The sequence below is a fragment of the Salegentibacter sp. genome (genome assembly GCF_036568425.1).
In the GTDB taxonomy this organism is placed as follows: Bacteria; Bacteroidota; Bacteroidia; order Flavobacteriales; family Flavobacteriaceae; genus Salegentibacter.
The window spans coordinates 1-15793 of sequence record NZ_DATCSO010000063.1 but is presented as its reverse complement, the minus strand read 5'-3'; the positions used below and the strand labels follow the sequence as shown (position 1 = coordinate 15793).

Annotated in this window: 16 protein-coding genes; 3 read left to right on the top strand and 13 right to left on the bottom strand. The window is 38.8% G+C overall.

The genetic code is table 11. From position 1 onward, the window contains the following. Positions 1-99 precede the first annotated feature (99 nt). Positions 100-531, top strand: a complete 432-nt coding sequence (locus VIM94_RS05980) for a hypothetical protein (RefSeq protein WP_332038374.1) — start codon at positions 100-102, stop codon at positions 529-531. 40 nt (positions 532-571) lie between these two features. On the opposite strand, the gene VIM94_RS05975 is transcribed toward VIM94_RS05980, so the two are convergent. Further along, on the bottom strand, positions 572-2953 hold the full coding sequence (locus VIM94_RS05975; RefSeq protein WP_332038373.1) for a TonB-dependent receptor: 2382 nt from the start codon (positions 2951-2953) through the stop codon (positions 572-574). Between the two features lie 288 nt (positions 2954-3241). Here VIM94_RS05975 and VIM94_RS05970 point away from each other — a divergent pair, with 288 nt between their 5' ends. Further along, a complete protein-coding gene (locus VIM94_RS05970; protein WP_332038372.1) occupies positions 3242-5662 on the top strand; it encodes an ATP-binding protein in 2421 nt (806 codons plus the stop codon). Here the strand turns inward: VIM94_RS05970 and VIM94_RS05965 are convergent. The 9 genes from VIM94_RS05965 to VIM94_RS05925 all read right to left on the bottom strand — a co-directional run bounded on the left by VIM94_RS05965 (position 5652) and on the right by VIM94_RS05925 (position 13034). Continuing rightward, on the bottom strand, positions 5652-6998 hold the full coding sequence (locus tag VIM94_RS05965) for a sigma-54 dependent transcriptional regulator (RefSeq protein ID WP_332038371.1): 1347 nt from the start codon (positions 6996-6998) through the stop codon (positions 5652-5654). The two genes, VIM94_RS05970 and VIM94_RS05965, sit on opposite strands and share 11 nt — an antisense overlap. A gap of 432 nt (positions 6999-7430) precedes the next feature. Continuing rightward, positions 7431-7766: a hypothetical protein gene (locus VIM94_RS05960; RefSeq protein ID WP_332038370.1), complete on the bottom strand. Its 336-nt coding sequence runs from the start codon at positions 7764-7766 to the stop codon at positions 7431-7433. A gap of 480 nt (positions 7767-8246) precedes the next feature. Then, on the bottom strand, positions 8247-8648 hold the full coding sequence (arfB, locus tag VIM94_RS05955; protein WP_332038369.1) for an alternative ribosome rescue aminoacyl-tRNA hydrolase ArfB: 402 nt from the start codon (positions 8646-8648) through the stop codon (positions 8247-8249). 4 nt (positions 8649-8652) lie between these two features. Further along, a complete protein-coding gene (locus VIM94_RS05950; RefSeq protein ID WP_332038368.1) occupies positions 8653-10206 on the bottom strand; it encodes a DUF4301 family protein in 1554 nt (517 codons plus the stop codon). Next, positions 10196-10777, bottom strand: coding sequence for an ATP-binding protein (locus VIM94_RS05945; protein WP_332038367.1), 582 nt, complete (start codon positions 10775-10777; stop codon positions 10196-10198). The genes VIM94_RS05950 and VIM94_RS05945 overlap by 11 nt, the downstream gene beginning before the upstream one ends. Beyond that, entirely contained in the window at positions 10738-11370 is a 633-nt protein-coding gene (gene pnuC, locus VIM94_RS05940; protein WP_332038366.1) for a nicotinamide riboside transporter PnuC, read from the bottom strand. Before pnuC ends, VIM94_RS05945 begins: the two co-directional genes overlap by 40 nt. Further along, positions 11354-11614, bottom strand: a complete 261-nt coding sequence (locus tag VIM94_RS05935) for a thiamine-binding protein (protein ID WP_332038365.1) — start codon at positions 11612-11614, stop codon at positions 11354-11356. The genes pnuC and VIM94_RS05935 overlap by 17 nt, the downstream gene beginning before the upstream one ends. A gap of 78 nt (positions 11615-11692) precedes the next feature. After that, positions 11693-12385, bottom strand: coding sequence for a geranylgeranylglyceryl/heptaprenylglyceryl phosphate synthase (locus tag VIM94_RS05930; RefSeq protein WP_332038364.1), 693 nt, complete (start codon positions 12383-12385; stop codon positions 11693-11695). A gap of 4 nt (positions 12386-12389) precedes the next feature. Continuing rightward, the gene (locus tag VIM94_RS05925) at positions 12390-13034 is read right to left on the bottom strand and encodes a 4'-phosphopantetheinyl transferase family protein (RefSeq protein ID WP_332038363.1); all 645 of its coding nucleotides are present in this window, start codon (positions 13032-13034) and stop codon (positions 12390-12392) included. 65 nt (positions 13035-13099) lie between these two features. Here VIM94_RS05925 and ahcY point away from each other — a divergent pair, with 65 nt between their 5' ends. Then, positions 13100-14416, top strand: a complete 1317-nt coding sequence (gene ahcY / locus VIM94_RS05920; RefSeq protein WP_332038362.1) for an adenosylhomocysteinase — start codon at positions 13100-13102, stop codon at positions 14414-14416. Between the two features lie 73 nt (positions 14417-14489). On the opposite strand, the gene VIM94_RS05915 is transcribed toward ahcY, so the two are convergent. The 3 genes from VIM94_RS05915 to rplU form a co-directional block, all read right to left on the bottom strand. After that, the gene (locus VIM94_RS05915; RefSeq protein WP_332038361.1) at positions 14490-14858 is read right to left on the bottom strand and encodes a putative signal transducing protein; all 369 of its coding nucleotides are present in this window, start codon (positions 14856-14858) and stop codon (positions 14490-14492) included. An 87-nt stretch (positions 14859-14945) separates the two neighbouring features. Next, a complete protein-coding gene (rpmA, locus tag VIM94_RS05910) occupies positions 14946-15206 on the bottom strand; it encodes a 50S ribosomal protein L27 (RefSeq protein WP_332038360.1) in 261 nt (86 codons plus the stop codon). A 29-nt stretch (positions 15207-15235) separates the two neighbouring features. Beyond that, a complete protein-coding gene (rplU, locus tag VIM94_RS05905) occupies positions 15236-15727 on the bottom strand; it encodes a 50S ribosomal protein L21 (RefSeq protein WP_332038375.1) in 492 nt (163 codons plus the stop codon). Between the last annotated feature and the right edge of the window lie 66 nt (positions 15728-15793).

Sequence of the window (15793 nt, the reverse complement as noted above, 5' to 3'; positions counted from 1 at the left end):
ATAGAAAAAATCCCATAGCACGACGGGATTTGTTTAACAAATATAATAAATTTAAGCTTTGAAAGCAATTATATTCTTTTAGCCAGAAATGCCTGTTTTATGAAAAAAATACTTGTCGGTTTAATCATTTCGATCTTCCTGGTCGGATGCTCTACAGATGATAACAATCGCCTTAACAATCCTAATCTTCCTGATCTAAATTTCAGGCTTCAACTTAATTTAGACCTTCCTGAATATAACAATCTACAGTATCCAGGAAATTCTTATGCCACCTACAGCAATGGGATTAGGGGCATTGTGGTTTACAATATTAATAATTCCCAGTATACCGCCTTTGAATTAAGCGACCCTAACCATCCGCCAAATAATTGTTCGGCCATGCAGGTTACCGGCATTACCGCAAAATGCCAGTGTGAAGATGGCAACGAATATAATATCGTAACAGGTGAGCTTACAGCGGGTGAGGGCCAATACACATTAAAACCTTACCGCATTGAACGACGGGGAAATGTGATTGAAGTGTACAATTAAAAACCTCGCCACCAGAACCTGATGGCAAGGCTCATTTAAATTAAAATTTCAAAGTTACACCAAGTAGAAAGTTAGTTGTGGCCTGTGGATAATACCCGGCGCCGCCATAGGTTTGTAGTCCACTTGAAAATTCGGGATTAGGCACATCGTAGGTATAATAATAACCGTTAGAAACATACTCTACCCCAAATATATTATTCACAAGCCCAGTAAAGACTACCTTCTGGAATAACGACACTTCTTTCCAGCTGTATTGAACATTAAAATCATTTACAAAATAGCTATCCAGTTTGGAAGCTTCGGTTTCAATATTACTCATATACTGTTCCCCAACATATTTAGAAAGAAGATTCAATTCCAGTCCTTCAAATGGATAATAGCCAATCAGGTTTGCAGCAACAATAGAAGGGGAATACGAAATCTCAGTATTTCCAAAATTCAAAGCTTCCCCATCCCAGGTTGAAACGAAGTCGATATTTTGATTCCTACTTAAAGACAGGTTGGGCCTAAGGTTTATTTTATCTGATATTCTTATTGAAGCGTCTATTTCAATTCCCAACCGGTAACTTTCACCACTGTTTTCTCGAATAAAAGCTCCAACCTCATCCAATCCACCGGTAAGTACCAACTGATTTTGATAATCCATATAATAAAGGTTTGAATTCACCTGCACATTAGGCGAGTTATACCTCCATCCCAACTCAAAATCATTTAATTCCTCCGGTTCAGGATCACCGTTCTCATAGTCGTTTCGGCTGGGTTCCCTGTGAGCCCGGGCATAAGAAAAGTAAAACTGATTGCCGGCATTCATCTGGTAGGTAAGACCTGCCTTGGGATTAAAAAAGTTTAAATTATCATCTACTGGAAATTCACTTCCATCAGCAAGAATTCCTTCGGTCTCATAGGTTATTGTTCTCAATTGAAGATCAGCATAGGCCGCTAATTTTTCAGTAATCGCGAAATTGGCTTTTGCGTAAACATTAAAATCGGTTTTTGTTGCCGTGTTCTCGTAGTAAGGCTCATAGGGCTTTTTGTTGCGGGCAAATTTCGTATAGATAACTTCCCCGAAATGATCTCCTATATACTTATTCCATCCTCCGCCCAGGACCAAATCAAAATTACTCTCCTGGTAATTGATTCCAAAGGTTGTACCGTAGAAATGGTTATCCAGCCATTTAGTACCTACAAGATCTGAATTAGTAATGGTCTCTCCCCCGGCTTCAAAAGGTTCCAAACCAAATTCCTGTAGCTGAGCCCCTTCTTCATACTCTTCATAATAGCCCCTTCCGTAGGTATAATGAAGCGCAAAATTGGAAGACCAGTTAGAATTATATTCCTGGTTCCACAATAATTGATAATGATCCTGCTTGTAATTATCGGTTTGATTTTTATAAAAACGAGTCACGCCGTTCTCATCCTCATAGATTCCTGCAGGATTAAAAGTTCGATTGGTTTCAAGGGTTTCAGCATCTATCCCGTACCAGGCCTGGTAGGTTCTTTCACTTCCGCCAAATGTGAGGGCTTTTACCAACGTATTGTTATCTACAAAAGTTCCCTGGAGAAAATAAGATTTCAAATCGCTTTCGGCCCGGTCTATATATCCATCACTTTTGATCTGAGAGACACGACCGGCGAATTCCCAATTCTCATCGATTAGACCGGTGCTGAATTTCAAGGTATGTTTCCTGGTATTATATGAGCCTACACTATTAGCCAGCTCTGCAGAAGCTTCTTCCTGGTAGCCATCGGTGAGGATATTCAGGCTGGCACCAAAGGCGCCGGCTCCATTTGTGGAAGTTCCAACCCCACGCTGAAGTTGCATGTTCTCCACGGAAGATGCAAAATCCCCAAGGTTAACCCAAAAACTTCCCTGGCTTTCTGCATCGTTATACGGCACCCCGTTTATGGTAACATTGACCCTGGTTCCATCACTACCCCTAACGCGAATACCAGTATAGCCAATTCCCGCACCGGCATCTGAAGTAGAAACCACATTAGGCATATAATTCATTAGAATAGGGATATCCTGCCCCAGATTTCTATCTTCAATTTCCTCATTGTTGAGATTACTGTAGGTTATAGGCGATTGCGCATTCACCCTCAGGGAGGAAAGAAAAATCTCGTCCAGCACTTCCTGAGCGTCAGAAAGATCTACATTAAGAGTTTTGTTCTCAAATAGATCTACCTGAACAGATTTCTGATTTCCGTAGGAAAAAATAAGATTATAAGAGCCATCTTCCAGTTCCAGGCGATAATCTCCATTAGCGTCGGTTTGAGTTCCCGCTCCGGCTGCCTGAGTATAAATTAAAACTCCTTCTACGGGAATTTCATCCTGAGTGACTTTACCTTTTAAAATATGAGTTTGAGCTAAGGTCTGAAAGGAAATCAGACAAAGGCCGGCAAAAAATAATACAGATTTCATTCGTAAAAAATTTATTACGAATAAAAGGGGCGATTATTCTAGGTTAATTATTAAATAAAAAAATCCTGAAATTGCCCACCGGTGTTTTGGCATTTTCAGGAGTACATACTTAGCGCATTTTGCGCAATCCCTTGGCAGCATTACCTGCCCAGGTTCATTGGGTATGATCTCAGCCTCCATTATGAGGCACCCCTTGTGAGATTAGGGCAAATGTATAACGCTTTTTCTGAAATCCCATAAATTTATTGCATTTCATTTAATTGGTGTAATTTTAGCGGAATTTAAGTTATGCGAAATCCCAAACGTTCTATAACCTTTAAAGTGGTTGCCGGATATCTCCTGATAGCTGCACTTGCAGCTCTATCGGTTTGGTTTGTCTACAACCAGGTAGTCGCATTCACCAGTCTTGCTGATTCCAATACCACTAATAACGAAAAACTCTTCCTTGTTAGCGATATAACTACAGAATTGTATGAGACCGAAAATATTAGTCGGCGGCTCATTCAAACCGGTAAGGAAAGTGACCTTGAACTATATCAGCAACATTTAGATTCTATTCGTAAAAACATTAACCGGCTCAAAGAATCATACACCGATACCCAAATGAAAACAGAGCTGGACAGTATCTCTGCCTTGCTTTCCAGAAAAACCAACAACCTTAGTGAATTATTAAAATTAAGAGAGCAGGACCGGAATACAAATTACTACACCCAGGTGATCGAGGAACTTCGAAAAGTAGACCCCTCTTTTAACGCCAATAATTACGAAGAGCGGTTTGCGAAATTGGAACCTCATCAAAGAAGAGTTCTCATAAAATTATTGGAATTCTCTAAAGAAGACAATGCGGAACAACTTACTAACCGAACTGCCGATTCCCTTATCGGTTCGGTGAAAAATGTGCTAAGTGAGCTCGAAGTCGCTAACCAGCAATTCCGCCGGCAGATAATTCAGAAAGAAAATGAACTCCTGGATAACGATTTGATCCTGAATCAGCAACTTCGAAGTGTACTCGCTACCATTGAACAGGAAGAACGGGAAGCTGCTCTAAACCGTGCTGAAAGTTCAGAAAGGATGCTAAAGGACACCTCTATCATAATGATCGCAGCCGGTTCGGGAAGCTTCATTATAATTTTTGTTTTTCTGTTTTTTATTATCAAAGATGTTAGTCGGAGCCAGCGTTACCGGATGCAGCTGGAGGAAGCCAAAACTTTTGCCGAATCTCTTTTAAAAAGCAGAGAACATTTTATGGCAACGATCACCCATGACCTCAGGTCACCGCTTAATACTTTAATCGGTTACACCGATTTAATGGAAAAGACCGCACTAAATAACAAGCAGAATCACTATTTGACACATGTTAAAAAATCTTCAGATTTTATCTTGAGGCTGGTTAATGATTTGCTTGATCTATCCAAATTAGAGGCAGGGAAAATGCTGGTAGAAAAATTGCCTTTTAACCCTAAGAAATTAATTGAGGATAGCGTGCACAACTCGTTACCTGGCGAGATCAATAAAGATGTAGAAATTATAATAGACACAGCCCCGGGAACCGATGTTCAGGTTTTAAGTGATCCCTTCAGGATAAAACAAATCATTTCAAATCTGGTAACCAACGCCTTTAAATTCACTAATGAAGGAGAAATTAGGATAAGTGCCTGGCTCAGAAAGGAAATTGAAGATAGTTATACTCTCATAATTTCGGTAAAAGATTCAGGGATTGGGATTCCAAAGGAAAAACAGGAAGAAATTTTTGAAGAATTTTCCCAGGAAAACAGCAAGATCGAAAAACAATACGGAGGTACAGGGCTTGGCCTTACCATCACCAAAAGCCTAACCACTCTGTTAAAAGGAAAGCTGGAACTCATAAGTGAACCCGGAGCCGGCAGTGAATTCATCATTTATCTTCCGGTGGTTAAAACCGAAAAGCAGAAGCAACCTCCCTCAGAGCGAAAAAAACAAAGCCCACCTCCAGACCTACTTAAAAATAAGAAGGCTTTAATTGTAGACGATGAACCCTCTCAACTCGCCCTAACCCAGGAACTGGTTAAATCTTTAGGACTTACTTGTGAAAGCAGTCTTAATGGCTATGATGCAATAAACAAATTAAAATCGGGGAAATTCGATTTAGTGCTCACCGATATTCAAATGCCAAGAATGGATGGTTTAGAACTCATTTCACAAATTAAAGAGGATCCCGAAATAAGCAATATTCCTGTAATTGCTATCTCTGGAAGAACCAGCCTGGAACCCAATTTTTATATAAAGGCCGGATTCGCCAATAGCCTAATCAAGCCCTATAAACCACAAGAGCTTTTAAATAGTATCGCTGAAATATTTAAGGTTAAGGTCGCATCTAATAATTATCTCCCCCCAAGCAAAAGACCCGGCACCGAATATGATTTAGAAGAGATTTATCAGTTTTCCGGGGGGGATGAAAAGGCAATGCACATCATATTAAATGCTTTTCTGGATAGTTCAGAAAAAAACCTGGAAGATCTTGAAGAAGCCTTTAAAAAACAGAACAAAGAAAAAATGGCTTCGGTGGCCCATAAAATGCTGCCTATGATTAAACAGATGAAGGCGTATTCAATCGCAGAAAAATTAAAGGAAATTGAAAACTATAATGATTTAGACGAATCAGGATTTACCAGCCTGGTTAAAAATATTCAGTTATTAATGAATAATCTTAAAACTGAGATTACAATTTAATCCCGTATTGCTTGAGCTTATTATAAAGAGTTTTACGATCTATTGAAAGTAGCCTTGCAGCTTTACTTTTGTTCCCTCCCGATTTCTCTAAAGCTTCGATGATGAGTTGTTCCTCGTTTTTATTTTTGAAGAGACCATACTCGGTATCGGTTTTTTGTGCTGTAGAAATTTCGTGAGGCAGGACTTTTAGTGGTATCAAATCATCCTGGGTTAAAAGCACAGCTCGCTTCACCATATTCTTTAACTCCCTCAAGTTACCGGGCCAATTATAGTTTTTAAAGGCTTCTATAGCCTCTTCAGTAAAGCCGATAACATTTTTTTCAAGCTCGGCATTGGCTTCATCCAGAAAATATTCTGCAAAGATCATAAGATCTTCTTTCCTGTCTTTTAGCGCCGGAACTTTAATAGAAAATTCATTCAGTCTATGATAAAGATCTTCTCTGAATTCTCCTTCTCTTACGGCCTGGGCAAGATCTTCGTTTGTAGCTGTGATCACCCGAATATCAACTTCAATTTCGTTATTGCTCCCCACAGGTTTGATTCTTCTCTCCTGAAGTGCCCGCAGTAACTGCACCTGTAACTCATAGGTTAAATTTCCAATTTCGTCAAGAAATAAGGTCCCGCCATTAGCAGCTTCGAAATGACCGGTTTTATCGTTGATAGCCCCGGTAAAAGAACCTTTTAAATGCCCGAAAAATTCACTGGAAGCAAGTTCCCGAGGAATTGCTCCGCAGTCTACCGCGATAAAAGCTGCATCTTTCCGTTTACTTTGTGAGTGTATACTTTTAGCAACCTGCTCTTTTCCTGTGCCACTTTCCCCCATAATGAGAACCGACATATTTGTGGGAGCAACCAACTCAATATAATCGTTAAGCTTACGAGAAGCCTCGCTCACGCCTTTTACAAAACTGTCTTTTTGAAAGGAGGTTTTTTCGGTATTTTTGGCTGGCTTTACAATTTCGGCCGCACTTGCTTTGTGATGTTTTAATGCATTCTCAATAGTTTGAAGAATAGATTCAGGCCTAAAGGGCTTGGAAACATAATCAAAGGCTCCATCTTTCATCGCCTGGACAGCCATACTTATTTCAGCATAGCTTGTCATGACAATAACCTGGGTTTTATTGTTTTTGGCCTTTACCTCTTTTAAGATATCGAGACCATCTTTATCAGGTAGTCGAACATCGGTAAGGATTAGATCAAAGTCCGAGTCATTTATATTTTTTAATGCTTCTGAAGCCGTAAAAGCAAGCCCCACCTCATAGTTTCTTTTTTGCAGAAACGTCTTAAGCATCGCACCAAAAGCTACATCATCTTCTACTATGAGGATTTTAGTCATAAATACAGCTGAATTAAAATTTGTATTGCAAATTTAACAATCTTAGGTTCATAGGTTTTAAAATTAAACATAAAAAAAAGAGGTCAATAAAATTGACCTCTTTTCCTGACAAATCTAAAAAATATACTTGTCAGTATTTATTGGTACCCATTTTACGATAAAATTAGAATATCCTTTCAACACCTAACAAAACGACTCTTTTTAAAGTGTTAGTTGATCAAAGAATCCTTGTTCTCTGAAAGTCGTTTTGCTCAAATTCGATACCCCAATGGGCAGATAAAAAATTCTAATTTTTTCGTTGCCGTAAGAGTTGGCGTCTCTATGTTCCCGGCTAATGCTTTAAAACCGCCGTATTCCAAGGTAGGGTAAAATACAGCGGATTCAAATTTGGTTAGCTTAATTATTGGTTTAAAAAAACAAACTTTCTTTATGCTATTTATCTTCTTTATCTATCCAATTACCATCCTGGTCTACATAAACTTTCTTTTTCTCGCCTTCAACATTAAGTGACAGTTTATACATTTTTTTACCATCTTTTTCCTTTACCCAGGCTTCCTCGGTTACTGCTCCATTGAAATCTGTCATTACAGCATCTTTAACTGCTTGTGGAAGCGCAAGAATATCAATCTCCTTAAAATCCATCTTTTGCTGAGCATGAGCTTCAACTTCAACCTCTGCTTCTACTTCGTCCTCAACCTGAGCATTTATATTTTCAGTATAAAAAAACATTGCAGTTACTGCTAGTAAGCTTAGTCCTAACTTTCTCATAACTTATAATTTTAGCGTTTAATATTTTAGTTGTTTATATTATAGTAATAACTGTACCAATTCAGTCAAATACCTCGCAACCCATTGATAATAAATAGTTTTCAAAAAATAATATTTAGGTTTCCTGAAAATTTTATGTGGAAATTCACTAATTTTAAGAGTTTATTATGTGGAAATTTCCACCACAATTCTACAGAAAGGAACTCTCACAAATAAAAAAGAGGCCCTAAAGCCTCTTTTTCTCCGAAAATCTAAATTATACAACAGTTATCCAAGCTGTTGAGTTTTAGTTAGTTTGAATCAAGTTTTTATCAAACTCTTCATTTTTAATGTGAAAACCGTACCATTAACAGGACTTAAAGACATTCACCTGAAAATTAAAGTTTTAAGGAATTAATTTAAATATATAAGCATCCAAATTTTGTGGAAATCTCAGGCATTTTCTACAATTGTGTAGAAAATAGCCGCAGTTTTTTAATTCTACTGAAGTGGTTTTTTTCTTCCTGCCTTTTTCTCTGCCTGAAGTTTCTTTTTCTTTAAACGTTTTTCCCGGGCTGCCCGGGAAGGTTTGGTTTTTTTCCGTGGTTTTCTCTTTTTAAGGGAATCCTTAATTAAATTTAAAAAACGTAGGGTAACATCTTCCTTATTTTTATGCTGGCTACGGGAAACATCACTCTGAAGAACCAACTCTCCGGCAATAGTTATTCTTTTAGACAATTTTTTAAAAATTCTGGTTTTTTCTTCTTCTGAAAGTGCTTCAGAACTTTCTACTGGAAAATGAAGTTCCACCTTGGATGAGGTTTTATTCACATGTTGCCCGCCGGCCCCGGAACTTCTTACCGCCTTATAATTTAATTCTTGTATTATCTTTTCTTCGTCCACGGTATTATACTGTACGATGGCTCGGTTTGAGCAGGTCAGCCACAGTCTTTACAGGATTAAAAGTAGACACCGGAACTTCTACAAAGACCGTATTCCAAAAAGCCATACCGCCATTCCAAAGACCTGGACGCTCAAGCGCTTTTAATGGTTTCCCATCTTTGGTCTTATTAGCGATAAAGCTCATTCGTTCATCAACATAATTATGAAGATCGTACTTCTCTCCCTTCCAGTTATAAATACCGCAAACGATATCTACCGGGTTGAAATGTGTAGAATCGTTTAGGATCTTAAGTTGTTCTATATTATTTTTATCGATTTGCGCACCTTCAATAATTTGCAGACTCACCTCTCCTGTTTCATCTTTTACCAAAAAAGGACCTCCACCGGGTTCACCCTCATTCTCTACCATTCCACACACCCGCAGGGGCCTATCCAGTTTTTTACACAAATACTGGGTTTTCTCTTCTCCAGTGAACTTATTAAAAGAATTGGTTATCTCTACTGAAAGTTCTTTCCCTATAAATTGGGCAATCTCATCCAACTTAGCTTCAGAATTATTACCAGTATCCAACTGATTTAAGTAACTGAAGATTTGTTCCTGAAGCTTGAGTAGTTTCCCTCCCAGCATCTTTTTATATTCCACCACATCACCTAGACTTTTTTCAATCACCACATTATCAATATTTTTAATAAAGATAAGATCGGCCTCCTGGTTATTGAGGTTTTCAATAAGAGCACCATGACCACCGGGTCTGAAAAAGATATGTCCCTCTTCATCTCTAAAAGGTTCATTATTTTCGTCTACGGCAATAGTATCGGTTTTAGGGTCCTGATATGAAAAGCTAATCTCAAATTTGGTGTTAGTTGCTTTCTCCACCCGACCCTTAATAGCTTCAAATTCATTTTTGAATTTATCCTTATCTCCATGGGCAACGGTGAAATGCACTTTGGCGACGCCATTTACGCTTAGATATTTTGAAGCACCATATAAGTGTTCTTCAAAAGCTGTAGCGGTTCTGTCTTTATATTTATGAAATGGCACCAGCCCTTTTGGTAGATTACTAAGATTAAGGCCGTCTTCATAAAGCATTGTCTTAACAAGAAGCAGGTGCTGCTCATCCTTAGATTGATCATCAAAAGAGGAATACTTTTCCCTGGCTAATTCGAGCGCCTTGTCATAAAATGGTAACTTTTCAATACCTTCAAAGAATCGCTGTAGTGAAGCATTTTCTTTCCGATCAAGGTAATCCCGAATACCCCCTTTTTCAGGATCAAATTCATCGGTGTAATTATGCAGCGCCTTAAACATCCTGGTAGCGGCTCCCGAAGCAGGTACGAATTTCAGAAGGTTTAATTGAGGTGTTTTGCTTTCATAAAGAGCAATGAAGTCTTTCTTTTCTTTTTCAGAATAAACAAAAATTCCATTACCCGGGGTGGCAGCCCTTTGAATATCCACTTTCACATTTCCTCTTTCAAATAATTTAAGTTGGCGTTCTACCTCTTTAGAGCTTAATCCTTTCTCTTCAATTTGTAAAATATCAATTTCGCTAAATCCCACGTTTATCCGTTTTTTTTAAAAGTTTATTAATTTCTGAAACCACAGTTTGAAATCGCTCGTCTAAATCACCTTTTAAAACAACATAAGGTTTGCCGGTGAGAATTAAAGCTTTTTCAAATCGTCTAAACATCCCGATACGGTCGAAGGGTTTATCCCGAAGATCGTCGGGAGTCCAGGGTACGTCAATATACATCAAAAAGTATAAATCATATTGGTTGTTTAACGCATGTTTAAGAAGTTCCGGATCGCAAAATCCATTGAAATAGGCTTCAGAATAAACTTTTAATTCCAGGAGGTCTGTATCACAAAACAATATCCTGTTGGCCTTTTCAGCCAATTCATTCTCTCGCTGTATTTGGCCACGAGCAATTGGCAACATATCATTTGGTTTACAAACCTGTTGTTCTGAATCCCATTTTTCCTGAAGGTATTCCCTCATATATTCCTCTACCCAAAGGGTATTAAAATGCTCAGCCAGCATTTGGGCCAGAGTAGTCTTCCCTGTGGATTCAGGACCAAAAAAAACAACCTTTAAGACCGAAGTAGATCGTTGCGCAAGTGTTTCTGCCATGCTTTGTAACCGTATATAGCGATTATAGTAAATACAAAATATTGAATTGCCGTAAAAGTAAGCCCCTTATAAAAATATAATGGCACCGAAATAATATCACCTATAATCCAGAAAATCCAGTTTTCAATCTTTCTGTTAGCCATTTGCCACATTCCCACGAAGAAAATAGCTGTTGTTAGAGTATCAACATAAGCCGTCCAATTATTCCATTTATCGAACCACTCATAAACTACAAAAACGAAAATGAGCGTAGCAATGAAGATGAATACGCTTTGCCAGTTTTCTTTTTTGGTGGTGTTGGTAATAGGGGTGAAATGGGTAGGATCAATTTTGCGGGTCCAGACATACCAACCGTAAATGCTCATAGAAAAATAATAAGCATTAATCATCATATCTCCAAGCAACTGCCATTGCCAAAGTAAATAAACGAAAATAAGGGTACTCACAATTCCTGTTGGGTATACCAGGATATTGTTTTGTTTGGAATACCAAACCGATAAAAAACCAAAGATCACCGCAATGATCTCAAGAATTATAAAAAGAGTGGGGTATCCTGAATACTGGTCAAAGAAGAAATCAAAAATCGGCTGCATAGTGGCTGCGGTCAGATTTTACAATTTTCATATATAACAAACCACGGTCAATGGCCCCAAAGGCTTCTTTTATTTCTGAATTAAGCAATTTCATCACCTCATCGTAATCCCCATACACCTGGGTGCTCAACGGATTTTCTTTTACTGTCAATCCTGAAGCCCTTAATTTTTTGATGAAGTTAATTATAGCAGGTTCGAAATTATCCTGAATTGGAGTTAAGGTAAGTTCTACTGAAATGTTCATTTATTGGTTTATTTAAGTCGAAGCCAAATTTAAAGCTTTGAAATTAGTATTGTAGAACCCAAAGCAATTATTCTGCTTTCATTTCTCAAAATGAGTCCCCATAACCAGTATATCTACACCCGCCTCATAGGCTTTCTCCTGCTGCTGTGTGGTGCGGATGCCACCACCTACGATTAATGGAATATCTATAGCTTTTTTTACTGCCGTTATTATTTCTTCTGAAACCGGCACTCTGGCCCCGCTCCCTGCTTCGAGGTAAATCAGTTTTTTTCCTGAATATTGTCCGGCAAGGGCGGTATGGACAATAGTATCTACCTCAAATTGCGGTATGGGTTCAGTATTACTAACCCTTTGAACGGCACATTCTTTGCCTCCATCGATTAATATATAGCCTGTTGGAATAATCTCAAGGCTGGTATTCCTCAATTTAACTACCGATTTTAACTGCTGACCTATAAGATATTCAGGATTTCGTCCTGAAATTAAACTAAGAAACAGGATAGCGTCGGCCTCATCGGTAATCTGATTATGATCCCCGGGAAAAAGAAACACCGGCAACTGGGTGCTGCCTTTTATTGCTTTTACGGTTTTTTCCGTTTGATTATTTTCTACAGTACTTCCCCCCACAAAAATGTGAGAAGTGGTTTTGGGAATACTCTTGAGAAAAGCTTCAGTTTCCTTTTCCACAAATTTATCGGGGTCAATAAGGATGGCAAGTAATTTTCTGTTTTCGGCGACTGCCGCCTCGATGTGCCGGTAAAAATTCAGCATTAAATCAATTTTCTATTGCCTTAGTAGCCCATCCATACACACAGGTAAAACCTTCAAACTCCAGGAATTCCATTTCATAAAAAGATTTTCTTCCTTTAAATAAAACTTTTGCTGTGGTTTTAGCATCATCAAAATCGAAATCGGTAACGTTAATATGTTGCAAAAACCCTAAACCGGGCTCGGCGTACATTTTATAAACCGATTCCTTGGCGCCCCAAACGATGGTGAGTTTACGTATTAAAGCATCTTCGTTGGCCAGCGTATGATATTCTTTAAGCGGGGTAAACTTATTTGCAATCCTGAGAATTTTTTCCCGTTGCTTTTCAATATCTATCCCCACCTTTTTATCGCTCACAATAATCCCGGTGAAATTAAAGGAATGCGTAATGGAGATATTTTTCCCGTCTTTAAGATGTGGTTTACCGAGTTCATCATAATATAAGTCGGCATCTACATAACCGGCTTCGGCCATTAAATGGCGTATACTCATAAATCCACGGCGATGAATTTCAGATTTCATACCATCTACCCTGTTCTGGCAATGATCTGTAAGTTGTATTCCGTCGCTAAGCTCTTCAAAAGGTTCTTCCACCTTCCAAATGAAGACTTTAGTGTGAGGGCTTGCTGTTATTGTTTTGTAAAGTGGCATGTAGGTTTGTTATAGATTCCTTATTTTTGCGGGACAAAAAATTGCTAATATTCAAATATAATAATATGTCGACTAAAACAGTGCCATACACCGCTTATAAAGTTAAGGATATTTCCCTGGCCGACTGGGGAAGGAAAGAGATAGAGCTTGCCGAATCTGAAATGCCGGGACTAATGGCACTTCGGGAAGAATATAAGAACGAGCAACCCTTAAAAGGGGCCAGAATTGCTGGATGTCTTCACATGACCGTGCAAACCGCTGTTCTTATAGAAACCCTGGTTTCTCTTGGTGCGGATGTTACCTGGAGTTCTTGTAATATTTTCTCTACACAAGATCATGCTGCAGCCGCAATTGCCGCTGCCGGAATTCCGGTTTATGCCTGGAAAGGAATGACCGAGGAAGAATTTAACTGGTGTATCGAGCAAACCCTGTTTTTTGGAGAGGAACGTGAACCTTTGAATATGATTCTTGATGATGGGGGAGATCTTACCAATATGGTTTTTGATAAGTATCCTGAACTTGCCGAAGGAATTCGCGGACTTTCAGAAGAAACCACTACCGGTGTCCACCGCCTCTATGAAAGAATGAAGAACGGAACTTTGGTTATGCCGGCAATTAATGTAAATGATTCTGTTACCAAATCTAAATTCGATAATAAATACGGATGCCGCGAAAGCGCTGTTGATGCCATTCGCCGTGCTACCGATGTTATGCTTGCCGGAAAACGCGTTGTGGTTTGTGGCTATGGAGATGTTGGTAAAGGTACCGCTGCTTCATTTAAAGGCACCGGAGCCATCGTCACAGTTACTGAAATCGATCCTATTTGTGCCCTGCAGGCTGCGATGGACGGGTTTGAAGTGAAAAAACTGGAAACCGTAGTTGGCAAAGCTGATATCGTAATCACTACTACAGGAAATAAAGACATCGTTAGAGGTGAGCATTTTGAAGCAATGAAAGACAAAACCATCGTTTGTAATATTGGTCACTTTGATAACGAAATTGATGTTGCCTGGCTGAATAACAATCACGGGGATACCAAAGATGAGATCAAGCCACAAGTAGATAAATACACAGTTAACGGGAAAGACATTATTCTTTTAGCTGAAGGTCGTTTGGTAAATCTTGGTTGTGCTACAGGCCATCCTAGTTTTGTGATGAGTAACTCATTTACCAACCAAACTTTAGCACAAATCGAGCTTTGGAAAAACGCCGATAAGTATAAAAATGAAGTTTACATGCTTCCGAAACATCTTGATGAAAAGGTTGCCAAACTTCACTTAGAAAGAATTGGAGTGGAATTAACCGAGCTAAACCCAGATCAAGCCGAATATATTGGAGTTGAAGTAGAGGGCCCTTATAAGCCGGAGTATTATAGATACTAGTGATACCCGCACAGGCAGGAATCTTAGGATATTTTATTAAATCCCTTTTGAAGTAAATTTCAGAAGGGATTTTTTATTTAGGAATCATAAACCAGGTAAACAGAATGATCGCGATAAGTACAACCAGCCCCACGAGTAAAAAAATCATCCATTTACCAATCATAGGTTTTTCTCTGGAATCCGGCAGGCGACTTCTATGTGTTGTTTCAAAATACTGGTCATTGCCAGAATAACCGTGCCGGGTGAGAATTCGTTTAGCTTTTTCCTTTTGTTGCTCTTCAACCTGGATCTTGCTTTCTGTAGCTGTAAGACCGGCATCGTTTTCTTCGGAAGAGGTACCGGTGTCCAGAATTTTAAAGTTTATGCTCTCTTTAACAAAAATCTCTTTTATCCCTGAAACCTCAGTAATATCGGTCGTACGATAAATAGTAACATATTTCATTGCCTAATCGGTTGGTTTACTTAAAGGTACAAAAAAAAGCCTTTTCGTTTCCGAAAAGGCTTTTGATATTATTCTAAAGCAAATTAATTAAGCTTCAAACGGTTCAATTGAAACGTAAGATTTATTATTCTTTGTTTTAGAGAATTTTACAAGGCCATCTATTTTGGCGTGTAAAGTATGGTCTTTTCCTGCATACACATTCTCTCCTGGGTTGTGTGCAGTACCTCTTTGTCTTACGATGATGTTTCCGGCTGCGGCAGGTTGTCCGCCAAATATCTTCACACCTAAGCGTTTCGATTCTGACTCTCTACCGTTCTTGGAACTACCGACTCCTTTTTTGTGTGCCATTTTATTTTAGGTTTTAAGTAGTTTAATAATTAACTTAAAGCTTCAATTAATTCAGCTTTCTTCATTGAAGAATACCCTTCAAGTCCTTTTTCTTTAGCCATCTCTTTCAATTCAGCCACTGTATACTGGCTTAGATCTTCAGATTTCTTATCGGCTTTGGTTTCTTTTTTAGGCTCCTCTTTTTTAGCTGAAGAAGCTTTCTTTCCGCCTTTTACATCGATGCTTTCAATTACGATCTCGGTTAAGGCCTGACGGTGTCCGTTTTTCTTCTTGTAACCTTTACGTCTTTTCTTTTTGAAAACAATTACTTTGTCCCCCTGAAGGTGACGGGAAATTTTGGCTCCTACAAGAGCGCCTTCTATAGCCGGGGCGCCTAAGGTTATGTTGTCACCATCGCCGGTAAGAAGAACTTTGTCAAAAGAAACGCTGTCTCCTTCTTCTCCTGCTAAACGGTTAACAAACACCTTCTGGTCTTTTGCAACTTTAAATTGCTGCCCTGCTATCTCTACAATTGCGTACATAGTGTTTTTATTAGATTTATGCTTTACAAACGCCTGCTTTTTAGCAAGCGGGTGCAAATATACTTC